Annotated in this window: 26 protein-coding genes; 24 read left to right on the forward strand and 2 right to left on the reverse strand. The window is 44.8% G+C overall.

The genetic code is table 11. From position 1 onward, the window contains the following. Positions 1 to 41: 41 nt before the first annotated feature. The 23 genes from L3V33_RS21665 (at position 42) to glmU (ending at position 20,258) form a co-directional block, all read left to right on the forward strand. Positions 42 to 791, forward strand: a complete 750-nt coding sequence (locus L3V33_RS21665) for an amino acid ABC transporter substrate-binding protein (protein ID WP_054548324.1) — start codon at positions 42 to 44, stop codon at positions 789 to 791. Positions 792 to 920: 129 nt separating this feature from the next. Further along, complete coding sequence (locus tag L3V33_RS21670) at positions 921 to 1,592, forward strand: amino acid ABC transporter permease (RefSeq protein ID WP_004735796.1); 672 nt, start codon at positions 921 to 923, stop codon at positions 1,590 to 1,592. Beyond that, positions 1,589 to 2,326, forward strand: coding sequence for an amino acid ABC transporter ATP-binding protein (locus tag L3V33_RS21675; protein WP_004735798.1), 738 nt, complete (start codon positions 1,589 to 1,591; stop codon positions 2,324 to 2,326). Before L3V33_RS21670 ends, L3V33_RS21675 begins: the two co-directional genes overlap by 4 nt. Before the next feature lie 206 nt (positions 2,327 to 2,532). Then, positions 2,533 to 2,667: a 50S ribosomal protein L34 gene (rpmH, locus tag L3V33_RS21680; RefSeq protein WP_004735800.1), complete on the forward strand. Its 135-nt coding sequence runs from the start codon at positions 2,533 to 2,535 to the stop codon at positions 2,665 to 2,667. Between the two features lie 45 nt (positions 2,668 to 2,712). Then, positions 2,713 to 3,036, forward strand: a complete 324-nt coding sequence (gene rnpA / locus L3V33_RS21685; protein WP_017055478.1) for a ribonuclease P protein component — start codon at positions 2,713 to 2,715, stop codon at positions 3,034 to 3,036. Next, positions 3,003 to 3,260 (forward strand): membrane protein insertion efficiency factor YidD, encoded by a 258-nt coding sequence (yidD, locus tag L3V33_RS21690; RefSeq protein ID WP_004735802.1) that lies wholly within the window; start codon positions 3,003 to 3,005, stop codon positions 3,258 to 3,260. Before rnpA ends, yidD begins: the two co-directional genes overlap by 34 nt. Positions 3,261 to 3,262: 2 nt before the next feature. Then, a complete protein-coding gene (gene yidC, locus L3V33_RS21695) occupies positions 3,263 to 4,885 on the forward strand; it encodes a membrane protein insertase YidC (protein ID WP_054548323.1) in 1,623 nt (540 codons plus the stop codon). A gap of 130 nt (positions 4,886 to 5,015) precedes the next feature. After that, complete coding sequence (gene mnmE / locus L3V33_RS21700) at positions 5,016 to 6,377, forward strand: tRNA uridine-5-carboxymethylaminomethyl(34) synthesis GTPase MnmE (protein ID WP_004735804.1); 1,362 nt, start codon at positions 5,016 to 5,018, stop codon at positions 6,375 to 6,377. 47 nt (positions 6,378 to 6,424) lie between these two features. Continuing rightward, a complete protein-coding gene (gene mioC / locus L3V33_RS21705) occupies positions 6,425 to 6,859 on the forward strand; it encodes an FMN-binding protein MioC (protein WP_114634140.1) in 435 nt (144 codons plus the stop codon). Positions 6,860 to 7,341: 482 nt separating this feature from the next. Then, positions 7,342 to 9,237 (forward strand): tRNA uridine-5-carboxymethylaminomethyl(34) synthesis enzyme MnmG, encoded by a 1,896-nt coding sequence (gene mnmG, locus L3V33_RS21710; protein WP_054548321.1) that lies wholly within the window; start codon positions 7,342 to 7,344, stop codon positions 9,235 to 9,237. Further along, complete coding sequence (gene rsmG, locus L3V33_RS21715) at positions 9,237 to 9,869, forward strand: 16S rRNA (guanine(527)-N(7))-methyltransferase RsmG (RefSeq protein ID WP_017058801.1); 633 nt, start codon at positions 9,237 to 9,239, stop codon at positions 9,867 to 9,869. Before mnmG ends, rsmG begins: the two co-directional genes overlap by 1 nt. A gap of 14 nt (positions 9,870 to 9,883) precedes the next feature. Next, on the forward strand, positions 9,884 to 10,657 hold the full coding sequence (locus L3V33_RS21720) for a ParA family protein (RefSeq protein WP_017077301.1): 774 nt from the start codon (positions 9,884 to 9,886) through the stop codon (positions 10,655 to 10,657). Positions 10,658 to 10,680: 23 nt separating this feature from the next. After that, positions 10,681 to 11,562, forward strand: coding sequence for a ParB/RepB/Spo0J family partition protein (locus L3V33_RS21725; protein ID WP_237291182.1), 882 nt, complete (start codon positions 10,681 to 10,683; stop codon positions 11,560 to 11,562). Between the two features lie 191 nt (positions 11,563 to 11,753). Further along, positions 11,754 to 12,143, forward strand: coding sequence for a F0F1 ATP synthase subunit I (locus tag L3V33_RS21730; RefSeq protein ID WP_004735732.1), 390 nt, complete (start codon positions 11,754 to 11,756; stop codon positions 12,141 to 12,143). An 8-nt stretch (positions 12,144 to 12,151) separates the two neighbouring features. Continuing rightward, a complete protein-coding gene (gene atpB / locus L3V33_RS21735; protein WP_004735733.1) occupies positions 12,152 to 12,949 on the forward strand; it encodes a F0F1 ATP synthase subunit A in 798 nt (265 codons plus the stop codon). Positions 12,950 to 12,999: 50 nt separating this feature from the next. After that, positions 13,000 to 13,257, forward strand: coding sequence for a F0F1 ATP synthase subunit C (gene atpE, locus L3V33_RS21740; protein ID WP_004735734.1), 258 nt, complete (start codon positions 13,000 to 13,002; stop codon positions 13,255 to 13,257). 58 nt (positions 13,258 to 13,315) lie between these two features. Further along, positions 13,316 to 13,786, forward strand: a complete 471-nt coding sequence (gene atpF, locus L3V33_RS21745) for a F0F1 ATP synthase subunit B (RefSeq protein WP_017077303.1) — start codon at positions 13,316 to 13,318, stop codon at positions 13,784 to 13,786. Between the two features lie 15 nt (positions 13,787 to 13,801). Further along, the gene (atpH, locus tag L3V33_RS21750) at positions 13,802 to 14,335 is read left to right on the forward strand and encodes a F0F1 ATP synthase subunit delta (protein ID WP_004735736.1); all 534 of its coding nucleotides are present in this window, start codon (positions 13,802 to 13,804) and stop codon (positions 14,333 to 14,335) included. 13 nt (positions 14,336 to 14,348) lie between these two features. After that, complete coding sequence (gene atpA, locus L3V33_RS21755) at positions 14,349 to 15,890, forward strand: F0F1 ATP synthase subunit alpha (RefSeq protein WP_004735737.1); 1,542 nt, start codon at positions 14,349 to 14,351, stop codon at positions 15,888 to 15,890. 48 nt (positions 15,891 to 15,938) lie between these two features. Then, positions 15,939 to 16,805 (forward strand): F0F1 ATP synthase subunit gamma, encoded by an 867-nt coding sequence (atpG, locus tag L3V33_RS21760; RefSeq protein WP_004735739.1) that lies wholly within the window; start codon positions 15,939 to 15,941, stop codon positions 16,803 to 16,805. Between the two features lie 34 nt (positions 16,806 to 16,839). Further along, entirely contained in the window at positions 16,840 to 18,243 is a 1,404-nt protein-coding gene (gene atpD / locus L3V33_RS21765) for a F0F1 ATP synthase subunit beta (RefSeq protein ID WP_017077305.1), read from the forward strand. Positions 18,244 to 18,261: 18 nt separating this feature from the next. Beyond that, on the forward strand, positions 18,262 to 18,684 hold the full coding sequence (locus tag L3V33_RS21770; protein WP_004735742.1) for a F0F1 ATP synthase subunit epsilon: 423 nt from the start codon (positions 18,262 to 18,264) through the stop codon (positions 18,682 to 18,684). 215 nt (positions 18,685 to 18,899) lie between these two features. After that, positions 18,900 to 20,258 carry a bifunctional UDP-N-acetylglucosamine diphosphorylase/glucosamine-1-phosphate N-acetyltransferase GlmU gene (gene glmU / locus L3V33_RS21775; RefSeq protein WP_065608163.1) on the forward strand — a complete coding sequence of 453 codons (1,359 nt, stop codon included), beginning with the start codon at positions 18,900 to 18,902 and terminating at the stop codon, positions 20,256 to 20,258. 126 nt (positions 20,259 to 20,384) lie between these two features. On the opposite strand, the gene punC is transcribed toward glmU, so the two are convergent. Beyond that, positions 20,385 to 21,596: a purine nucleoside transporter PunC gene (punC, locus tag L3V33_RS21780; RefSeq protein WP_017090728.1), complete on the reverse strand. Its 1,212-nt coding sequence runs from the start codon at positions 21,594 to 21,596 to the stop codon at positions 20,385 to 20,387. Positions 21,597 to 21,759: 163 nt separating this feature from the next. Here punC and punR point away from each other — a divergent pair, with 163 nt between their 5' ends. Continuing rightward, positions 21,760 to 22,674 carry a DNA-binding transcriptional activator PunR gene (gene punR / locus L3V33_RS21785; protein ID WP_237291183.1) on the forward strand — a complete coding sequence of 305 codons (915 nt, stop codon included), beginning with the start codon at positions 21,760 to 21,762 and terminating at the stop codon, positions 22,672 to 22,674. 97 nt (positions 22,675 to 22,771) lie between these two features. Here punR and ilvA read toward each other — a convergent pair whose 3' ends face one another. Beyond that, positions 22,772 to 24,316 carry a threonine ammonia-lyase, biosynthetic gene (gene ilvA, locus L3V33_RS21790; RefSeq protein WP_237291184.1) on the reverse strand — a complete coding sequence of 515 codons (1,545 nt, stop codon included), beginning with the start codon at positions 24,314 to 24,316 and terminating at the stop codon, positions 22,772 to 22,774.

Consider the following 24,316-nt stretch of genomic DNA (forward strand, 5'->3'; position numbering starts at 1 on the left):
TCCCAGTAACATCCAACCCTATAAATATAAGGAGTTACCAAATGAATAACTGGATTAAGGCTGCAATTGCGGCTATCGCACTCTCTGCTGCTACTGTTCAAGCCGCGACTGAAGTTAAAGTCGGCATGTCTGGTCGCTACTTCCCATTTACGTTCGTTAAACAAGACCAACTACAAGGTTTTGAAGTGGATTTATGGGATGAGATCGGTAAACGTAATGACTATAGCGTTGAATACGTAACGGCAAACTTCTCTGGTCTGTTTGGTCTTCTTGAAACGGGTCGAATCGATACCATTTCAAACCAAATTACAATAACGGATGCACGTAAAGCGAAATACCTATTCGCAGACCCTTACGTAGTAGACGGCGCACAAATTACCGTTCGTAAAGGTAATGACAGCATTAAAGGTATCGAAGACCTAGATGGTAAGACGGTTGCGGTAAACCTTGGCTCAAACTTTGAGCAACTGCTGCGCAGCTACGACAAAGAAGGCAAAATCAATGTCAAAACCTACGATACCGGTATTGAACATGATGTCGCTCTTGGTCGTGCCGACGCATTCGTAATGGATCGCCTATCAGCACTAGAGCTTATCAAGAAGACTGGTCTACCATTACAGCTAGCAGGACAACCATTCGAGACAATCGAAAACGCTTGGCCTTTCGTAAACAATGACAACGGTCAAAAACTGCAAGCAGAAGTAAACGAAGCATTAGCAGCAATGCGCGCAGATGGTACGCTAGAAAGTATCTCTCAGAAATGGTTTGGTGCGGACATTACTCAGAAGTAACGACTCACTTTCCCATTTAAGGCCCACTGCTTTACACAGCGGTGGGCTTTTTGCTTTTGTGCACTGATTAAAAAGCCTGATATAACAGTATTTCCAAACAATACTTCCAATAAAAATATGAGATAGATTATGGGATTTGACTTTAATTACATGCTAGGTCTGTTGCCAATACTGCTGAAGTATTTAGGCACCACTATGGAGATGGCAATCTGGGGCTTATTTTTCGCCCTAATTCTATCTTTGATACTGGCGAACATTCGTGTATTCAAAATCCCTGTACTCGACCAGCTTAGCCAGCTGTATATTAGCTTCTTCCGAGGTACACCACTGCTGGTGCAACTGTTCCTTCTATACTATGGCCTACCACAAGTGTTTCCGTGGATGGTTGGACTTGATGCGTTTGGCGCCGCGGTTATCGGCTTAACCTTACACTTTGCTGCTTACATGGCTGAAAGTATTCGTGCCGCGATTATCGGTATCGATCGTAGCCAAATGGAAGCAAGCCTATCAGTCGGTATGACAACCAGCCAAGCCATGCGTCGAGTGATCTTGCCGCAAGCGACACGTGTGGCACTGCCTTCTTTAATGAACTATTTCATCGACATGATTAAGTCGACTTCACTTGCATTCACCCTAGGTGTAGCAGAAATCATGGCTAAAGCTCAGATGGAAGCTTCTTCAAGTTTCCGCTTCTTCGAGGCTTTCTTAGCAGTCGCGCTGATTTACTGGGGCGTGGTGGTTATCCTCACTCGTATTCAAATTTGGGCCGAAGTGAAACTGAATAAGGCGTATGTACGATGATCAAATTACAAAATATCCACAAGCAGTTTGGTGACACCGAAGTATTGAAAGGGATCGACCTCGAAATCAAGCAAGGTGAGATAATTGTCATCATAGGTTCAAGTGGTACGGGTAAGTCTACCCTGCTGCGTTGTGTGAATTTTCTAGAGCAAGCCGATCAAGGTACGATTTCGATTGATGATATCAAGGTTGATACTCAGAAACACACTAAAGCAGAGGTGCTTGCACTGCGCCGTAAGACCGGTTTTGTGTTCCAAAACTATGCACTGTTCGCTCACCAAACAGCAAGGCAGAATATTGCGGAAGGTTTGATTACCGTTCGTGGTTGGAAAAAGCAGCAAGCTCATGAAAAAGCACAACAAATACTCGATGATATTGGCCTAGGAGAGAAAACAGATAGCTATCCAGCAGCGCTCTCTGGTGGCCAGCAGCAACGTGTTGGTATTGGCCGTGCGATGGCTCTACAACCAGAGCTTTTATTGTTTGATGAGCCTACTTCAGCGCTCGATCCAGAGTGGGTTGGCGAAGTGCTTAACTTAATGAAAAAACTGGCAAATCAGCATCAAACCATGCTGGTGGTTACCCATGAAATGCAGTTCGCTAGAGAGGTCGCAGACCGAGTGATCTTCATGGCTGATGGTCACATTGTCGAACAGGGATCTCCACAGGATATTTTTGGTAATCCACAGGATCCTAAATTAAAGAAATTCTTAAATAAGGTCGGGATCGAATAAGGATCCTTGTGATTTTAGTTATTCTACGTATAATCCCCCGACCGGAATTTTAGTTAACCCAATCATTGACACTTTTTGTGACAGTGATTACAATTCCGCCTCTTTGTTGAGAGGCGTCGGTTTTCCTTTCTTATATAAAGAAGAGAAAAAATGCCCACGCCGGGTTTAACAAAAACCTAAAACTACTGATCAGTAAGGTAATTACAATGAAACGCACTTTTCAACCTACAGTTCTAAAGCGTAAGCGTACTCACGGTTTCCGTGCTCGCATGGCTACTAAGAACGGTCGCGCAACAATCAATGCACGTCGTGCAAAAGGCCGTAAGCGTCTTTCTAAGTAATCTTTGATTATTTTGAATAAGCTAGCCTTCGGTCGGGAGTTACGCTTGTTAACTCCCGAACATTATCAGAATGTCTTCAAGCAAGCTCATCGAGCAGGCTCCCCTCATTTCACCATCATTGCCCGAAATAACTCTCTTTCAAATCCTCGCCTTGGATTAGCTGTTCCGAAAAAGCAGATTAAAACCGCCGTGGGTCGTAACCGATTCAAGCGTCTTACTCGTGAAAGCTTTCGTAACACTCAACACAAACTTCCTAACAAAGATTTTGTTGTAATCGCTAAGAAGAGCGCGCAAGATTTAAGCAATGAAGAAATGTTCAAGCTACTCGACAAATTATGGCTTCGCCTGTCTCGCCCTTCGCGTGGATAGCGCTAATACCCATCTATTTTTATAGATGGTTTATTAGTCCACTCATCGGCCCACGCTGCCGATTTACTCCAACCTGCTCTTTATATGCGATAGAAGCGTTGAAAGCTCACGGTTTTGTAAAAGGGTGTTGGTTATCAGGCAAACGTCTATTAAAATGCCATCCTTTGAACGAAGGGGGCTTTGACCCCGTTCCACCAGTCCAAAAACAAGACAGAGATAAATAACGATGGATTCTCAACGTAATATCCTGTTAATCGCATTGGCTTTGGTTTCTTTCCTACTGTTCCAACAATGGAACGTAGCTCAGAACCCAGCTCCACAAGCGATTGAGCAGGCACAATCTGGCAGCACCCTACCAGCGCCATCTTATGCAGATGACTTAGACCCAGCTCCGGGCCAACAAGTCGCTTCTGCAAAAACTATCACAGTAACAACTGATGTACTGACTCTGTCAATTGATACGGTTGGTGGTGATGTCGTTCAAGCAAACCTAAATGATTACTCTGCTGAGTTTGATTCTGAAGATACGTTTGTTCTTCTTAAGAACGAACCTGGTCACCAATTTATCGCACAAAGCGGTCTAGTTGGCCCTCAAGGTATCGATTTAAGCAGCACTAACCGCCCTAGCTACTCGGTTTCAGCAGACAGCTTCACGCTTGCTGATGGTCAGGATGAACTACGCATCCCGATGACTTACCAAGCGAACGGCCTTGATTACACGAAAACATTCGTCCTTAAGCGTGGCAGCTACGCAATGGATGTTGAATACGATGTAGTCAACAACTCTGGTACTAACGCGACATTCGGCATGTACGCTCACCTACGTCAAAATGTTATGGATGACGGCGGTAGCTTAACAATGCCAACTTACCGTGGTGGTGCTTACTCTACGGAAGATACGCGTTACAAAAAATACAGCTTCGACGACATGCAAGATCGCAACCTGTCTCTTAACCTAGCCAATGGTCAAGGTTGGGCAGCGATGATTCAGCACTACTTTGCAAGTGCATGGATCCCACGCGACGAAGCAGGCAGCAACCTTTACACTCGTGTAATCGGTAACCTTGGCGACATCGGTGTTCGTATGCCGAACAAAACCATCGCTACTGGCGACGAAGCAAGCTTTAAAGCAACGCTTTGGGTTGGTCCAAAACTTCAAGACCAAATGGCTGCTGTAGCACCAAACCTAGACCTAGTAGTTGACTACGGTTGGTTATGGTTCATTGCTAAACCACTTCATACTCTGCTTTCGTTCATTCAAGGCATCGTTGTGAACTGGGGTCTAGCAATCATCTGTCTAACGTTTATCGTTCGTGGTGCTATGTACCCACTAACGAAAGCTCAGTACACGTCTATGGCGAAAATGCGTATGCTTCAGCCTAAGCTGACTGCAATGCGTGAGCGTATTGGCGACGACCGTCAACGCATGAGCCAAGAAATGATGGAGCTGTACAAGAAAGAGAAAGTAAACCCACTTGGTGGCTGTTTACCTATCATCTTGCAAATGCCGATCTTCATTTCGCTATACTGGGCACTAATGGAATCTGTTGAACTGCGTCACTCACCGTTCTTCGGTTGGATTACTGACCTTTCAGCACAAGACCCATACTACATCTTGCCACTTCTGATGGGTGCTTCAATGTTCCTAATCCAGAAGATGAGCCCGACAACTGTAACGGATCCAATGCAGCAGAAGATCATGACCTTTATGCCGGTTATGTTTACATTCTTCTTCCTGTTCTTCCCTTCAGGTCTGGTTCTTTACTGGCTAGTATCGAACATCGTAACTCTGATTCAGCAAACGCTTATCTACCGCGCGCTGGAAAAGAAAGGCTTACATTCTAAGTAAGTTCGATAATAGAAAGAGATAAAGAAAGGCGACCAAAAGGTCGCCTTTTTGTTTTTAGCTGATTACAATTCAGCTAATTGATTAATCGTGAACGCCCTTTTTTGGCTCTCACATGCTAGCAGGCACAACTATGACTACAGATACGATTGTTGCTCAAGCGACCGCGCCCGGCCGTGGTGGCGTCGGTATTATCCGCGTTTCCGGCCCATTGGCGACTCAGGTTGCCCTAGAAGTAACAGGAAAAACACTCAAGCCTCGCTACGCTGAGTACCTACCGTTTAAATCTGACGATGGCATCGAACTCGACCAAGGCATCGCGCTTTACTTCCCTAACCCGCACTCGTTTACTGGCGAAGACGTATTAGAGTTGCAAGGCCACGGCGGCCCAGTGGTTATGGATATGCTAATCAAACGCATCCTAGCCATTTCAGGCGTACGTGCAGCGCGTCCAGGTGAGTTTTCAGAACGTGCCTTCTTGAACGATAAGATGGATTTAACTCAAGCCGAAGCGATTGCTGACTTAATTGATGCCAGCTCAGAAGAAGCAGCAAAATCGGCGCTTCAATCGCTACAAGGCGAATTCTCTAAACGCATTAATACGCTTGTAGATTCTCTTATTTACTTAAGAATCTACGTTGAAGCAGCGATCGATTTCCCAGAAGAAGAAATTGATTTTCTTGCTGACGGTAAAGTCAGTACTGACTTACAGGCTATCATCGATAACCTCGAGGCTGTACGTCAAGAAGCAAATCAAGGTGCGATCATGCGTGAAGGCATGAAGGTCGTGATTGCAGGTCGCCCAAATGCCGGTAAATCGAGCCTATTAAATGCGCTGTCTGGCAAAGAATCTGCGATTGTGACCGATATTGCCGGCACCACACGTGATGTATTGCGTGAACATATCCATATTGACGGTATGCCACTGCACATTATCGATACCGCAGGCCTGCGTGATGCCTCTGATGAAGTAGAAAAAATCGGTATTGAACGCGCTTGGGAAGAAATTGCTCAGGCAGACCGAGTTTTATTTATGGTTGATGGCACGACAACAGACGCAACAGACCCGAAAGATATCTGGCCAGATTTCGTTGATCGTCTACCAGACAACATCGGAATGACGGTAATTCGTAATAAAGCGGATCAAACCAGTGAAGAGTTAGGCATTTGTCATGTTAACGATCCAACCCTGATTCGCTTATCAGCAAAAACAGGCCAAGGTGTCGACGCTCTGCGTAGCCATCTCAAGGATTGCATGGGCTTTGCTGGTGGTCATGAAGGTGGCTTTATGGCGCGCCGCCGCCACTTGGATGCACTAGAACGCGCATCGGAACACCTTGATATTGGGCAACAGCAGCTTGAAGGCTACATGGCCGGAGAGATATTAGCAGAAGAGCTTCGTATCACCCAACAGCACCTCAATGAGATCACAGGCGAGTTCAGTTCCGATGATCTTTTAGGTCGAATCTTCTCTTCATTCTGTATCGGTAAATAACATAAAGGCTAGCTTACGCTGGCCTTTTCTTTTGTAAGGACAGTTTAATGATCCACATTATTACAGGCAGCACCTTAGGTGGCGCTGAATACGTTGGCGATCACCTTAACGATCTTCTAGAGGCTCAAGGGCACGAGATAGAACTTCATAATCAGCCTGAATACAATAATATTCCTCAGCAAGGTACTTGGTTAGTGGTGACATCAACACATGGTGCGGGCGATTTTCCTGATAATATCCAACCGTTGATCAACGCATTGACTCAAGAATCTCCAGATTTAAGTGCTATTCGTTATGCTGTTATCGCACTTGGTGATTCAAGTTACGATACCTTCTGTTCTGCGGGAAAATCAGTCCACAGCCAACTGAAAAAACTCGGTGCTCAGCCTATTTCAGACTGCTTTACCATCGATGTATTGGAAACTCCGGTACCTGAGGATGCAGCTGAAGAGTGGTTTAACGATCATAGTGACCAGTTCTAGTCCCTCAATTTCCCCAAAAAGCGGCTTATGCCGCTTTTTTTGTCTCTGAATATCGTGATTGTGAATAACTTTTTTGAAAAAAATTCGAAAATTAAAGCAAAAACCTCAATTTTCTCTGTGGATAAGATCATACATATACGGTGATTAACCTATAGTTATCCAAATAACAACTTTCAAGCCAATTCTCCCCTGTGAATAAGTAGCCATTTTGATCCCAGCTAATCCTCATCATGATCAAAGTTAGATCACATACTTTGATCCAAAAAAGATCCATGATCTTGTTGATCATTTTTGACTTATCCACAGATACCCTCGATCCTAATAATAGATATAATAAAAGATCTCTATAAAGATCTTATCTATATTAATTAAAAACAGCTTTATCGAAAAATCCCAAAAACGTTTTCTCAAGCTATGAAAACAGGTAGAATATCGCTCCTTTTTATCAATCTAGAAAACGTTTGAATACCCGAGGTCGGTTCATGCTTTATCACGAAAAATTTGACGTCATCGTTGTTGGTGGTGGCCATGCAGGAACGGAAGCCGCACTCGCATCTGCACGTACTGGTCAAAGTACGTTACTACTCACTCATAATATCGATACGTTGGGACAAATGTCTTGCAACCCTGCTATTGGCGGGATCGGTAAGGGCCACTTGGTAAAAGAGGTCGATGCAATGGGTGGATTAATGGCGCAAGCTATTGATCATGCAGGTATTCAGTTCAGAACGTTAAACGCATCAAAAGGTCCAGCGGTACGTGCAACTCGTGCACAAGCTGACCGCGCGCTTTACAAAGCCTTTGTTCGAAATGTTCTTGAAAACACACCAAACCTAACTCTGTTTCAACAATCGGTTGATGACTTGATCGTTGAGCAGGATCAAGTGGTGGGTGTTGTTACACAGATGGGCCTTAAGTTCCGCGCTAACGCAGTGGTACTGACGGTCGGTACATTTCTAGGTGGAAAGATCCATATTGGTATGGAAAGTTCTTCAGGCGGTCGCGCTGGTGATCCACCATCGATCGCACTGGCTGACCGTCTTCGTGATCTTCCATTCCGAGTTGATCGCCTGAAAACGGGTACACCTCCTCGTATCGATGCACGTAGCGTTGATTTTTCAGAGTTAGAGGTTCAGCACGGTGATAACCCAACACCTGTATTCTCGTTCATGGGTAGCCGAGCTCAACAGCCTCGCCAAATTCCATGCTACATCACGCACACTAACGAAAATACGCATGACGTTATTCGCGCCAATCTCGATCGCAGCCCAATGTACGCGGGCGTGATTGAAGGTATTGGCCCGCGCTACTGTCCATCGATTGAAGACAAAGTGATGCGTTTTGCTGACAAGAACAGTCACCAGATTTTCATTGAACCTGAAGGTCTAACGACACATGAGCTATACCCGAATGGTATCTCGACAAGTCTGCCATTTGATGTTCAGGTAAAAATCGTTCACTCAATGAAAGGTTTTGAAAATGCTCATATCGTCCGCCCAGGCTATGCGATCGAGTATGATTTCTTTGATCCTCGCGACCTTAAGCTGACTTACGAAACTAAGTTTATTAAGGGTCTATTCTTTGCCGGTCAAATCAACGGTACCACTGGCTACGAAGAAGCGGCAGCACAAGGCTTGATGGCCGGTTTGAATGCAAGTTTGTTTACACAAGGCAAAGAGGGCTGGAGCCCGCGTCGTGACCAAGCTTACATGGGCGTTCTTATTGATGACTTGTCGACGATGGGTACCAAAGAACCTTACCGTATGTTCACGTCTCGTGCGGAATACCGTTTGTTACTTCGTGAAGACAACGCTGATATCCGCTTGACTGAGAAGTCGCGTGAGCTTGGCTTGGTGGATGATGCTCGTTGGGCTCGATTCAACGAGAAAGTAGAAAACATGGAGAAGGAACGTCAACGTCTAAAAGAAACGTGGATTAATCCAAAGTCTGAAGATGTTGATCAACTGAACCAAATTCTAAAAACACCTATGTCTCGTGAAGCAAGCGGTGAAGATCTTCTTCGTCGTCCTGAAATGACTTATTCACAGCTAACGGCATTGGATCGTTTTGGCCCGGCATTGGAAGATCAACAAGCATCCGAGCAAGTTGAGATCCAAGTGAAGTACGATGGTTATATCCAGCGTCAACAAGACGAAATTGAAAAATCACTGCGTCATGAAAATACCAAATTGCCTGCTGATATCGATTACAGCAAGGTGAAAGGACTTTCTAACGAAGTGGTTCTTAAACTAACGACTGCTAAGCCTGACTCAATTGGTATTGCTTCTCGAATTTCAGGTATTACGCCTGCAGCAATCTCAATTCTGTTGGTTTATTTGAAAAAACACGGCCTGCTGAAAAAAGGTGAGGAAGCATAATGAGCGCATTACGCGAAAAACTGGATCACCTGATTGGCCAGACTGAACTTGAAGTATCTGAAAAGCAACGTGGCCAATTGGTTGGCTACGTTGAGTTACTGAACAAGTGGAACAAGGCTTACAACTTAACGTCAGTTCGTGACCCGCAAGAAATGATGGTGAAACATATCTTAGATAGCATCATTGTTAGCACTCACTTACAAGGCAAGCGCTTTATTGATGTAGGTACAGGCCCTGGTCTTCCTGGGATTCCGCTCTCAATCATGAACCCTGACTGCGAGTTTTACTTGCTCGATAGCCTAGGTAAGCGTATTCGTTTTATTAAACAAGTGATTCATGAATTAGGCATCGACAACGTGGTACCGGTTCAAAGTCGTGTTGAAGAGTTTCAACCAGAAGAAAAGTTTGATGCCGTGCTCAGTCGCGCATTTGCGTCAATGACAGACATGGTAGAGTGGTGTCACCATTTACCTAAAGAGCAATCCGGTGTATTTTTGGCTCTTAAGGGACAACATCCTAGAGACGAAATCGACCTGTTACCTGAATGGTGTTCAGTGACAGACATTAAAGCTTTGCAAGTGCCAGAGCTTGATGGAGAGCGTCATCTAGTTACTTTATCGCGTCAGGGATAATCAGCGAGGCCATAGTGGGTAAAATCGTAGCAATTGCCAACCAGAAGGGCGGCGTAGGAAAAACAACAACTTGCATTAATTTGGCAGCATCAATGGCGGCAACAAAACGCAAGATATTGGTTGTTGACCTCGATCCTCAAGGTAATGCCACTATGGCGAGCGGTGTCGACAAGTATCAAGTTGAAGCAACTGCTTACGATTTGCTGGTTGAAGACACCCCATTTGATGAGGTAGTTTGCCGAAGTACATCTGGCAATTATGACCTCATCGCCGCAAACGGTGATGTGACTGCGGCAGAAATCAAGTTAATGGAAGTATTTGCTCGTGAAGTTCGTTTAAAAAACGCACTCGAATCCATTCGCGACAACTATGATTTCATCTTTATTGATTGCCCACCTTCATTAAACCTTCTTACAATCAACGCGATGGCTGCGGCCGATTCCGTATTGGTTCCTATGCAATGTGAATATTTTGCTTTGGAAGGTTTGACTGCGTTGATGGATACCATCAGTAAGCTCGCTGCGGTAGTAAACGAGAATCTGAAGATCGAAGGTCTTCTTCGTACAATGTATGATCCTCGTAACCGCTTATCGAATGAAGTCTCTGATCAACTCAAAAAACACTTCGGTAGCAAAGTTTACCGAACTGTGATCCCTCGAAATGTACGTTTGGCAGAAGCGCCGAGTCATGGCAAGCCAGCAATGTACTACGACAAGTATTCCGCAGGTGCTAAGGCATATCTTGCTCTTGCAGGCGAAATGTTGCGTCGTGAAGAAGTCCCAGTATAGGTCTAACCAAAGGAATTCGCTCAATGTCTAAGCGTGGTTTAGGAAAAGGGTTAGATGCATTGCTTGCAACTAGCTCATTGGCTCGTGAAAAACAACAAGTTGCTTCTCATAGTCAGGCTTTGTCTGCAGAAGGCGAGTTCACAGAGATTGCCATTGGTAGCTTGAAGCCAGGTGTATATCAACCGCGTAAGGATATGGCGCCAGAAGCGCTAGAAGAGCTGGCCGCATCTATTCAATCTCAAGGTATTATCCAACCTATTGTCGTGCGTCCTTTAGCGTATGGTCAATATGAGATTATCGCTGGTGAGCGCCGTTGGAGAGCTGCGCGTCAAGCTGGCTTAAAACAGGTGCCGTGCTTGGTCAAGAAGGTTGAAGACAAAGCTGCGATTGCGATGGCATTGATTGAGAACATTCAGCGTGAAGACTTGAATGTTATCGAAGAAGCACAAGCGCTAGAGCGCTTACAGAACGAATTCGAGCTGACACATCAACAAGTCGCCGAAGTGATCGGTAAATCGAGAGCAACGGTTAGTAACTTATTACGTCTAAATCAGCTAGAAAATGAAGTAAAAGGTTTAGTTTCCAATAAACAACTGGAAATGGGTCATGCTCGAGCATTGCTTGCGCTTGAAGGTGATACCCAGATTGAAGCAGCCAACACTGCGGCAACCCAAAAAATGACCGTGCGTCAAACTGAGCAGCTTGTCAAAAAGTGCTTAAAACCAGACGTTGAACCAGAATCGAAGCCTGAAGACACAGAAGCTATCGAACTTTCACGAAGACTCACGGAAAAATTGCAAGCAAACGTTTCAGTTACTCGTTCTGTTAGCGGTAAGTCAAAAGTGACGATTACTCTTGATGAGCCTCACAAATTAGAGCAACTTATTGCTAAACTAGAGTACTAAATGAGATAATTGATTTAGGTCAATTATGTAATAAACAAGTAATTTCGTACAAAAGTTGTCGGTTTGTATGCAAAAATGTAAAAGATTGCTGCATTGTGATTGCAATCAATTTGGCTGAACGTATAATTTTCGCCAATTTCTCAGCACGCTTATAAGCGAGTGGTAAAGTGGGCTTAAAGAGGAACGAATACATGGTAGCGGCGTTAGCAAGACCAGGACGAGTGCTTGCAAAGCAAATGTTATTGATCGAGCTTAGCGCGGTTATATTAGTGGCGATAGGGTTAGGTTTAGCTGTTAATCCTGATTGGGGTTTTGCTGCATTAATCGGTGGCGGTATTTTTGTCATCGCGAATGTAGTTTTTTGTGTGTGTGCTTTCCTATTTTGTGGAGCTCGTGCAACTAAGTTAGTTGCGGCGTCGTTCTATGCTGGCGAAGTGCTCAAAATCTTAATCACAGTTTTACTATTCTCTATTGTCTACATGTATATGCAGGTGGAATTAATTCCCCTCAAACTGACCTATTTACTGGTTCTAGGTATTAATATCTTTGCGCCAGTGCTTTTCATTAACAATAAAAAATAGGATGAGTTATGGCTGCGCCAACAGCATCCGGATACATTGAACACCATTTACAAAACCTTTCTTTAGCTAAGTTTGGTCTTGTAGAGGAAACAAGTTTCTGGAACGTACATATAGACAGTCTGTTTTTTTCTGTGCTGACAGGGGTGTTATTCCTTTGGGTTTTTCGCTCAGTCGCTAAGAAAGCAACAGTAGGTGTACCTGGTAAGCTTCAGTGTTTTGTTGAAATGGTAGTGGAATTCGTTGGCGACAACGTTAAAGAAACTTTCCATGGCCGCAATCCTCTGGTAGCTCCATTAGCACTGACTATATTCTGCTGGATTATCATAATGAACTTGATGGACTTAGTGCCTATCGATTTCTTACCGTATCCTGCAGAGCATTGGCTAGGTATCCCTTACTTGAAAGTGGTTCCTACAGCTGATGTAAATATAACAATGGCAATGGCTTTAGGTGTTTTTGCTCTGATGATCTACTACAGCATCAAAGTAAAAGGCTTAGGCGGATTTGCTAAAGAATTGGCACTGCATCCATTTAATCACCCAATCATGATTCCATTTAACTTGGTACTTGAGGTAATTTCGCTATTAGCGAAGCCACTATCTCTAGGTATGCGTTTATTTGGTAATATGTTTGCGGGTGAGGTGGTGTTTATTCTTATCGCGGCAATGCTACCGTGGTACTTACAATGGGTAGGTGCACTACCTTGGGCTATCTTCCATATCTTGGTTATTTTGATTCAAGCGTTTGTTTTCATGATGTTGACAATCGTTTACCTATCAATGGCCCATGAAGATAGTGATCACTAAAAAAATTTTTAAGCTTTATTCTAACTATTAATGTTAATCGGAGAACGTAAATGGAAACTGTACTAAGTTTTTCAGCAATCGCTGTTGCTATCATTGTTGGTCTTTGTGCCGTAGGTACTGCAATTGGTTTTGCTATTCTTGGTGGTAAATTCCTAGAAGGCGCTGCGCGTCAACCTGAAATGGCTCCAATGCTACAAGTTAAGATGTTCATCATCGCTGGTCTACTGGATGCTGTTCCAATGATCGGTATCGTAATCGCACTACTATTCACGTTTGCTAACCCATTTGTAAGTCAGCTAGCAGGCTAATTAACTCTTAATAGTTAATTAAATTTTTGTAGTTGATTCTTAACGAGGAGTAGCTGTTGTGAATATGAACGCAACTCTGTTAGGTCAAGCAATTGCTTTTTCGCTGTTTGTTTGGTTCTGCATGAAATATGTATGGCCACCAATCATGCAAGCAATTGAAGAACGTCAGAAGAAAATTGCTGACGGTCTTGTAGCCGCTGAACGCGCTGCTAAAGACTTGAACCTGGCACAAGCCAACGCTTCTGAGCAAATGAAGGAAGCGAAGCGCACTGCAACTGAGGTTATTGATCAGGCAAACAAACGTAAAGCTCAAATTATCGATGAAGCTCGCGAAGAGGCTCAGGCAGAACGCCAGAAGATCTTAACGCAAGCTGAAGCTGAAATTGAAGCTGAACGCACACGTGCCCGTGATGACCTGCGCAAACAAGTCGCAACTCTGGCTATAGCTGGTGCTGAGAAAATCCTTGAGCGTACAATCGATAAAGATGTACACAATGATCTTCTTAACAACATTACTGCAAAACTTTAAAGCAAGGGGCTGTATATGTCTGATTTGACTACAATCGCACGCCCCTATGCTAAAGCAGCGTTTGACTTTGCGGTAGATAAAGGTGAGCTAGACCAATGGGGTCAAATGCTTACTTTTGCTGCCGAAGTGGCACAAAATGATGATGTTCATAATTTATTAAGCAGTTCAATGACTGCTGAAAAGTTAGCTGAAATATTCATTGTAATTTGTGGCGAACAATTTGATGAATTCGGCCAGAACTTAATTAAAGTGATGGCAGAGAATGGTCGTTTAATGGCCTTTCCTGATGTTTGTAAACAGTTCTTATTGCTTAAACAAGAGCACGAGAAAGAAATCGACGTTGACGTTACTTCAGCGGTTGAACTTTCTGAAGAACAGCGCACAAGCATCATCAGCAAATTGGAACTGCGCCTAGCGCGCAAAGTTCAGCTGAATTGCAGTATAGATGAGACTCTACTTAGTGGAGTTATTATTCGAGCCGGAGACCTAGTCATCGATAACTCAGCGCGCAGTCGTTTAGACCGCCTGAGCGATGCATTGCAGTCTTAATGGGGATTGGAGCATGCAACTTAATTCCACTGAAATTAGCGATCTAATTAAACAACGTATTGAATCTTTCGACGTTGTTAGTGAAGCTCGCAATGAAGGTACTATCGTTTCTGTAAGCGATGGCATCCTTAGCATCCACGGCCTAGCGGACGTGATGCAAGGTGAAATGATCGAACTACCGGGTGGCCGTTACGCGCTAGCACTAAACTTGAACCGTGATTCGGTTGGTGCTGTTGTAATGGGCCCGTATGCTGACCTACAGGAAGGCATGAAAGTTACAGGTACTGGTCGTATTCTTGAAGTACCAGTAGGTCCTGAAATGCTTGGTCGTGTTGTAAACACGCTAGGTGAGCCAATTGATGGTAAAGGTCCTATCGAAGCGAAACTAACTTCGCCTGTAGAAATTATCGCACCAGGTGTAATCGACCGTAAATCGGTAGATCAACCTGTTCAAACTGGTTACAAGTCAGTTGACTCAATGATCCCTATCGGTCGTGGTCAACGTGAACTAGTAATCGGTGACCGTCAGACTGGTAAAACAGCAATGGCGATCGATGCGATTATCAACCAGAAAGACTCTGGTATTTTCTCTATCTACGTAGCTATCGGCCAAAAAGCGTCGACTATTGCTAACGTAGTTCGCAAACTAGAAGAGCACGGCGCACTGGCAAACACTGTTGTTGTTGTTGCATCTGCTTCTGAATCTGCAGCGCTGCAATACCTTGCACCGTATGCTGGTTGTGCGATGGGTGAATACTTCCGTGATCGCGGCGAAGATGCACTGATTGTTTATGATGATCTATCTAAGCAAGCGGTAGCTTACCGTCAAATTTCACTACTACTTAAGCGTCCACCTGGCCGTGAAGCGTTCCCTGGTGATGTTTTCTACCTTCACTCTCGTCTACTAGAGCGTGCTGCTCGTGTAAGCGAAGCATACGTAGAAAAGTTCACTAACGGTGAAGTGACAGGCAAGACTGGTTCTTTAACTGCTCTTCCTATCATCGAAACGCAAGCTGGTGACGTATCTGCATTCGTACCAACGAACGTAATCTCGATTACTGATGGTCAGATCTTCCTACAAACTGAACTATTCAACGCGGGCGTACGTCCAGCTGTTGACCCTGGTATCTCAGTTTCTCGTGTAGGTGGTTCGGCGCAGACTAAAATCATCAAGAAGCTATCTGGCGGTATCCGTACTGCTCTAGCTCAATACCGTGAACTTGCAGCATTTGCACAGTTCTCATCGGATCTTGATGAAGCGACCAAAAAGCAACTAGACCACGGTCAAAAAGTTACAGAACTGATGAAGCAGAAACAATATGCTCCTATGTCTGTATTTGACCAAGCTCTAGTAATCTTCGCTGCAGAGCGTGGATACCTTCAAGACGTAGAACTGTCTAAAGTTCTAGATTTTGAAGCTGCTTTACTGTCGTTTGCTCGTGGTCAATACGCTGATCTAGCAACACAGATCGACGCAACGGGTGCTTTCAACAAAGAAATCGAAGCTGAGCTGAAGAAGCTTGTTGACGATTTCAAGGCAACCCAGACCTGGTAATTGGTAGGTGGTCTTAGGGCCACCTCATACCATTAACGGAGAGTAACGATGGCCGGCGCAAAAGAGATACGTAATAAAATCGGTAGTGTTAAAAGCACACAGAAGATTACGAAAGCAATGGAAATGGTAGCAGCTTCGAAAATGCGTCGTTCTCAAGACGCAATGGAAGCTACTCGTCCATATGCAGAAACAATGCGTAAAGTGATCGGTCATTTGGCTAATGGTAGCCTCGAGTATAAGCATCCTTATCTTGAGGAACGTGAAGCCAAACGTGTTGGTTACATCATCGTTTCTACAGACCGTGGTCTTTGTGGTGGTTTGAACATTAACTTGTTCAAAAAAGCTATGAACGACATGAAAGATTGGTCTGAGAAAGGTGCTGATGTAGAGCTTGCAATTGTAGGCTCTAAAGCAACAGCATTTTTCAATAACAGCGGCGCGAAAGTAGCAGCTCAAGTTTCTGGTCTGGGTGATCGCCCAAGCCTTGAAGACTTGATTGGCTCTGTAAGCGTTATGCTGAAGAAATATGATGAAGGTGAATTGGATCGCCTGTTCGTAGTGTTTAACAGATTTGAAAACACTATGGTTCAAGAACCAACGATCGATCAATTACTTCCTTTGCCTAAATCAGACAGCGAAGAAATGAAACGCAGTCATTCTTGGGATTACATTTATGAGCCCGAGCCAAAACCACTACTAGATGCACTATTAGTTCGATACGTCGAATCTCAAGTGTATCAAGGTGTGGTCGAGAATCTTGCTTGTGAGCAAGCGGCTCGAATGATTGCAATGAAATCAGCAACAGATAACGCTGGTGACATTATTGATGACTTAGAACTTGTGTATAACAAAGCCCGTCAATCGGCGATTACACAAGAACTTTCTGAGATCGTTTCAGGCGCAGCTGCGGTTTAAGCTTAGGTAAAACTAAATAGTTAGAGGATTAACGATGGCTACAGGTAAGATCGTACAGATCATTGGTGCGGTAGTCGACGTAGAGTTCCCACAGGGCGAAGTACCTCGTGTATACGATGCTCTGAATGTTAATGAAGTGACAGAACGTCTAGTTCTTGAAGTTCAGCAACAACTTGGCGGTGGCGTAGTACGCGCAATCGTAATGGGTAGCTCTGATGGTTTACGTCGTGGTTTGACAGTTGAAAATACTGGCGCTCCAATCTCGGTACCAGTAGGTACTAAGACACTTGGTCGTATCATGAACGTCCTAGGTGACGCAATTGATGAGTGTGGTGAAATCGGTGCTGAAGAGCATTACGCAATTCACCGCGAAGCTCCAAGCTACGAAGAGCAGTCTAACGAGACTTCTCTTCTAGAAACTGGTGTTAAAGTAATCGACTTGATTTGTCCATTCGCTAAGGGTGGTAAAATCGGTCTATTCGGTGGTGCTGGTGTAGGTAAGACCGTTAACATGATGGAACTTATCAACAACATCGCACTTCAACACTCAGGCCTATCTGTATTTGCAGGTGTAGGTGAGCGTACTCGTGAAGGTAACGATTTCTACTTTGAGATGCAGGAAGCAGGTGTTGTAAACATCGAAAACCCTGAAGAATCAAAAGTAGCGATGGTTTACGGTCAGATGAACGAGCCACCAGGTAACCGTCTACGTGTTGCACTGACTGGTCTAACAATGGCTGAGCGCTTCCGTGACGAAGGTCGTGACGTTCTACTGTTTGTTGATAACATCTACCGTTACACACTAGCAGGTACTGAAGTATCAGCACTTCTAGGTCGTATGCCTTCTGCGGTAGGTTACCAACCTACACTAGCTGAAGAAATGGGTGTTCTACAAGAGCGTATCACGTCAACTAAAGCTGGTTCTATCACGTCTGTACAGGCTGTATATGTACCTGCGGATGACTTGACTGACCCGTCTCCAGCAACAACGTTCGCTCACTTAGATGCAACGGTAGTACTTAACCGTAATATCGCATCTATGGGTCTATACCCAGCGATCGACCCGCTAGATTCTACTTCACGTCAACTGGATCCATTGGTAGTTGGACAAGAGCACTACGACATCGCTCGTGGCGTTCAGTCTACTCTTCAGCGCTATAAAGAGCTGAAAGATATCATTGCTATCCTAGGTATGGATGAGCTATCTGAAGAAGATAAGCAAGTTGTATCTCGTGCTCGTAAGATTGAGAAGTTCCTAACTCAGCCTTACCACGTAGCGGAAGTATTTACAGGTGACCCAGGCGTTTACGTACCTCTTAAAGAGACTCTACGTGGCTTCCAAGGTCTTCTATCTGGTGAATACGATGACATTCCAGAGCAAGCGTTCATGTACTGTGGTGCAATTGACGAAGCTATTGAGAATGCTAAGAAGCTATAAGGCTAACTAGGAGGCGATATGGCAGCAATAACCTTTCACCTAGACGTTGTAAGTGCAGAGAAACAAATTTTCTCAGGCCTTGTTGAGACGTTTCAGGTGACCGGTAGTGAGGGTGAGCTTGGTATTTTCCATGGTCACACTCCACTGCTGACCGCTATCAAGCCTGGTATGGTGCGTATTGTTAAGCAGCACGGCCACGAAGAAATTATTTATGTTTCTGGTGGTATGGTAGAAGTTCAACCTGGTACAGCGACTGTACTGGCTGATACGGCTATCCGTGGTGAAGAACTAGACGCAGCAAAGGCGGAAGAAGCTAAACGCAAGGCTGTGGAGAATATCCAAAATCAGCATGGCGACATAGACTTCGCACAAGCGGCCGGTGAACTGGCTAAAGCCATTGCTCAGTTACGAGTTATCGAACTGACAAAACAGCGTCGTTAATCTTTTATAAGATTACTGACTCTGAGATAAAGGCGACCTAAGGGTCGCCTTTTTGCATTTTTAGGTTATCCCGCCCTGAAATGTGTTTACACATTGAGGACTAATGATGACCCTTTTACGTATCAGTACTGGTTAAATAGCTATTACAATTTAATTTGTTAGCTAAAAACGGTTACAATATCGGCTTAATAAAAATAATGTTGGATAGGTTTACAATGAAGTTTAGTGCGGTAATTCTCGCAGCGGGCAAAGGCACTCGCATGTATTCAAACACACCAAAGGTTCTGCACACGCTTGCAGGTAAGCCAATGGTGAAGCATGTTATCGATACATGTAATGGTCTTGGTGCTCAAAACATCAACTTGGTTTACGGTCACGGTGGTGATCAGATGAAGGCTACTTTAGCTGAAGAATCGGTAAACTGGGCACTGCAAGCTGAGCAGTTGGGTACTGGCCACGCTGTGGATCAGGCATCTGCACATTTCGCTGATGATGAAAAAGTACTAGTGCTATACGGTGATGTTCCATTGATTTCACCTCAAACCATTGAAAACCTATTAGACGCTCAACCAAATGGTGGCATCGCGCTACTTACGGTCGTGTTAGACAACCCAATGGGCTACGGTCGCATTATTCGTCGTAATGGTCCTGTTGTCGCTATCGTTGAACAAAAAGACGCAACGGATGAGCAGAAGCTTATCAAAGAGATCAACACTGGCGTTATGGTGGCGACTGGTGGCGATCTGAAGCGTTGGTTGTCTGGCTTAAGCAACGATAACGCACAAGGTGAATACTACCTGACTGACGTTATTGCAGCGGCTCACGATGAAGGTCGTGCTGTAGAAGCTGTACACCCAGTAAGCCCAATTGAAGTTGAAGGCGTGAACGACCGCTCTCAACTGGCTCGTTTAGAGCGCGCTTACCAAGCAGAGCAAGCCGACAAACTATTGAAGCAAGGCGTTATGCTACGCGACCCAAGCCGCTTTGATCTACGCGGTGAATTGCAGTGCGGTATGGATGTTGAGATTGATACTAACGTTATCATTGAAGGTAGCGTAAGCATTGGCGACAACGTGGTTATCGGCACCGGTTGTGTATTGAAAGACTGTGAGATCGATGACAACACCATCGTGCGTCCATACAGTGTAATTGAAGGTGCAACGGTCGGTGAAGACTGTACAGTTGGTCCTTTCACTCGTCTACGTCCTGGTGCTGACATGCGTAATAACTCGCACGTTGGTAACTTTGTTGAAGTGAAGAACACCCGTCTTGGCGAGGGCTCTAAAGCTAACCACCTAACGTATCTAGGCGATGCTGAAATTGGTCAGCGTGTAAATGTGGGTGCAGGTGCTATCACTTGTAACTACGATGGCGCGAACAAGTTTAAGACCATCATCGGCGATGACGTATTTGTTGGTTCAGATAGCCAATTAATCGCTCCAGTTACGATTGGTAATGGCGCTACCGTTGGTGCTGGCTCTACAGTAACTCGTGATGTTGCTGAAAATGAGTTAGTTATCAGCCGTGCTAAAGAACGTAAGATTGCTGATTGGAAACGTCCAACTAAGAAGTAAGTACTAACGTCCAAAAGATATTCTGATACAAGCCAGTAGCAATGCTACTGGCTGCTTTCTAAATAACTTTAGATATAAAAAAAGAGCGAGATTACTCGCTCTTTTTTGTTTTCGTTAAACGAGAAACTAGTCTTGCTTATCGTCAGCAACCACTCGAGAGTTATCCGGTGTTGCGAAGTGTTCAGAAAGCTCTTTGTTCGAAACAATATAGCCAACCCACAATGCACCTAAACAAATCACCACCGCTATTCCTGTTGCGCTTAGTGCTTGGCTTGCCATTGCTGCAACCAATGCACTTGCTAGGCCACTAATACTGATTTGCAGGCTGTTTTGTAAGCCAGCCGCTGTCGCAGGGCTCTGTTTCGCGCTTGATAGGGCACGGTTTACTACGATTGGGTAAAGTGCGCCATTCGCTACTGCAATTAGACAGAAAGGTGCGAGTAGAGGCCAGATTGAAGTCAGTTCCCATTGTGATGCAATGAAAATCAGTAATGCGGCAACACTAAACAAACCAATAAGATTTCTTAGTACGACACCATCGCCATACTTCTTCACTGCCTGCTTACCGAAGTAACCACCCGCCATGAATGCAATTGTCTGTGGAATAAAGCTCAAACCGATGTCTTTTGCTTCATAACCCAGCTGAGCCATGATCTCTGGCATACCGGTTAGGTAAGCGAAGAACGCTGCTGACGCTGAAGCAAACATCAACACATTACCCATGTAAGGCTTTGAATGAAGCAGTGCTTTGATATCGGTTTTGATCGACGTTTGTTTTACTTCTGGCGCTTCTTTTGGTTGAGCCATGGTCGTTGCGATCAACAATGCGCCCATTAGCGTCAGTGTGATAAAGATACTGTGCCAACCAAAGCTGTCTGCTAGCAACACACCCAGTTGCGGTGCTAATGCTGGAGATAGTGCTACTAGAGGCATGATAGTCGCAAAAATTTGCTGGCTGCTGCTTTGAGAGTAACGCTTAATAACCATTGCTTGCCAAATTACCGCAGGCGCACACACACCGATCGCTTGAATGAAGCGCAGCGTTAGTAGGTGCCATACTTCGGTACTGAATGCTAAGCCGAATGAAGCTGCAGTAAAGATAACAAGACCAACCGCTAGCGTATTACGGTGACCATACTTGTCACTCGCCAGACCCCAAAGAAGCTGACCCATTGCCATACCACCAAGGAATACGGTTAGAGACAGAGCAATCTGCTCTGGACCAGTTGCAAAATCGACTTCCATTGCCTTAAATGCAGGAAGGTACATATCGGTCGCAATAAAGCCAAGCATGGAAAGAACTGCAAGGTAGACCAATTGAAATTTAGAAATATTCATAAGATGCCATTAAGCTAAAGGTAGTGATGTTTTTATCATCAAAAAAATTGTTAGATACTCAGGAGTAAGAATCCCTGTTTATTTATGCTGACATTCTATTTTTCAGAGCTGATAAAATAAAACGCTAAAATATGTAGTTATCAATCAAAAAATTTGAAGGCTTATGTTCTCTAAATCCTCGTTAGAAATGCTTGATACCGTTGCTCGCTTGGGCAGCTTCACTGCGGCTGCAGAGCAATTGCACAAAGTGCCATCGGCGATCAGCTATGGGGTTAGGCAGGTAGAGCAAGAGCTTGATGTTCTACTTTTCAGACGCTTACCAAGAAAAGTAGAGCTGACGCCTGCTGGGGAGTTGTTTATTGAAGAGGCTCGTCAACTGCTGAGACAGATGGAAGAACTCAGTGCGCAAACTCGCCGAGCTGCGCGTGGTTGGAAGAAAACCTTACGTCTAACCCTTGATAACGTGGTTAAGCTCGACAAGATGAAGCCTATGATTGAAGAGTTTTATCAAACCTTTGAGTTCGCTGAGCTGCAGATCAACATGGAAGTGTTTAATGGTTCTTGGGAAGCCATTGCACAGGGTAGGGCCGATGTCGTCATTGGCGCCACTTCGGCGATTCCGGTTGGCGGTGACTTTGAAGTTAAAGATATGGGGCGGTTAGATTGGGCATTTGTAATGTCACCCAGTCACCCGTGTGTGCGAGAGCAAAACCTTAATGAAGTCTTTGTTAGCCAGTATCCCGCGATCTGTTTGGATGATACCTCTAGCGTACTGCCAAAGCGTCACACTGGCCATTATGCGAGTCAGAGACGTCTTCTATTACCTAATTGGTACAGTGCGATAGAGTGCCTCAAGAATGGTGTTGGGGTGGGCTACATGCCAAGGCATATTGCCGCGCCTATTATCGAACAAGGCTTGCTGGTGGAAAAAATATTACCAGAGCCTAGCCCACAGAGTCACTGTTGTTTGGTGTGGAGAAAAGATGACAACCATAAATTGATCGAATGGATGGTCAAATATCTAGGATCAAGTGAACAGCTTCACCAAGATTGGTTAGATCATCGTAAAGCACTTTAATGATCTATTTGAAATAAGATCGTGTGAGGTTTATCGGAAACGCTCAAATAAAAAGAGCGAGTAAATACTCGCTCTTTTTGGTTCGATAGCTTAACTCTTAAGACAAGAAGAACTTGTAGGAAGGGTTATCGGTTTCATCTTTGCATTGGTAGCCAAGTTCTTCTAAGTGTGTAGAGAACTGAGCCAAATCATCATCACCGAGTTCGAAGCCACACAGCACTCGACCGTAATCGGCACCATGGTTACGATAGTTGAACAGGCTGATATTCCAGTGAGTCCCTAAGGTATCAAGGAATTTAATCAATGCACCTGGGTATTCAGGAAACTCAAAGCTGTAAAGACGTTCTTTCAATGGCTTCGATGGTTTACCGCCAATCATGTAGCGAATGTGCAGTTTTGCCATCTCATCATCTGAGAGATCGACAACCGGGTAGCCGCCTTCACGTAGGTCATTGATGATGTGCTCGAGCTCTTCTTGTCCACCTTGCAGACGTACACCAACGAAGATATTCGCTAGGCTTTCGTCGTTGTGGCGGTAGTTAAACTCAGTCACCGCTCGACCACCAATAATGTTACAGAACTCTAGGAACGCACCTTGTCGCTCTGGAATAGTCACCGCAAGTAGACCTTCTCGCTTCTCACCCAATTCACAACGTTCAGAGACATAACGCAGACCGTGGAAGTTAGTGTTTGCACCAGAAAGTACCGTTGCTAGTTGCTTATTTTGCAGTTGGTTTTGTTCTGCAAACCTCTTCAAGCCAGCCAGAGCAAGCGCTCCTGAAGGCTCAGCAATTGCACGGGTATCTTCAAAGATGTCCTTTACCGCAGAGCAAATTTCATCACTGGAGACGGTAATATGACCATCAATGTACTGTTGGCAAAGACGGAAGGTTTCTTCACCAATGCGTTTAACCGCAACACCATCAGCAAACATGCTGACCTGATCCAGTACCACTGGTTCACCCGCATCCAGTGCTGCTTTCAAGCAAGCCGAGTCTTCAGGCTCTACCGCAATCACTTTAATCTCTGGCATCAGTTGTTTGATAAGCACTGCAACACCAGCGGCTAAGCCACCACCACCAACCGGCACAAAGATATAATCCATGTGGCCGTTTTGCTGCAGCATCTCCATACCCATCGTACCTTGCCCTGCAATCACGAGTGGGTGATCGAAAGGAGGAACAAAGGTGAAGCCATGTTCAGCCGACAGACGTTCCGCTTCCGCTTTCGCTTCATCGAAATTACTGCCGTGTAAAACGACCTTACCGCCAAATCCGCGTACTGCATCAACCTTGATATCCGGTGTCGTTTTTGGCATCACGATTGTGGTTTGAATACCCAACTTAGAGCCAGATAACGCCATTCCTTGTGCGTGATTCCCTGCGGATGCTGCGATAACACCGGCTGCTTTCTGTTGTTCAGAAAGGCTTGAAACCATGTTGTAAGCACCGCGCAGCTTAAACGAGTGTACCGGCTGACGGTCTTCTCGTTTTAGCTGAACCTGATTACCGATACGAGCGCTTAAGCGTGGCATATCTTGCAGAGGTGTCACGATTGCCGCTTCGTAAACCGGAGCTCTCAGGATCTGGCGCAGATAATCTGCGCCACTTTGTTTTTTGGGACTGGAGGTGTCATCACTCAT

It is taken from the genome of Vibrio sp. A2-1 (assembly GCF_021728355.1).
GTDB lineage: Bacteria > Pseudomonadota > Gammaproteobacteria > Enterobacterales > Vibrionaceae > Vibrio > Vibrio splendidus_K.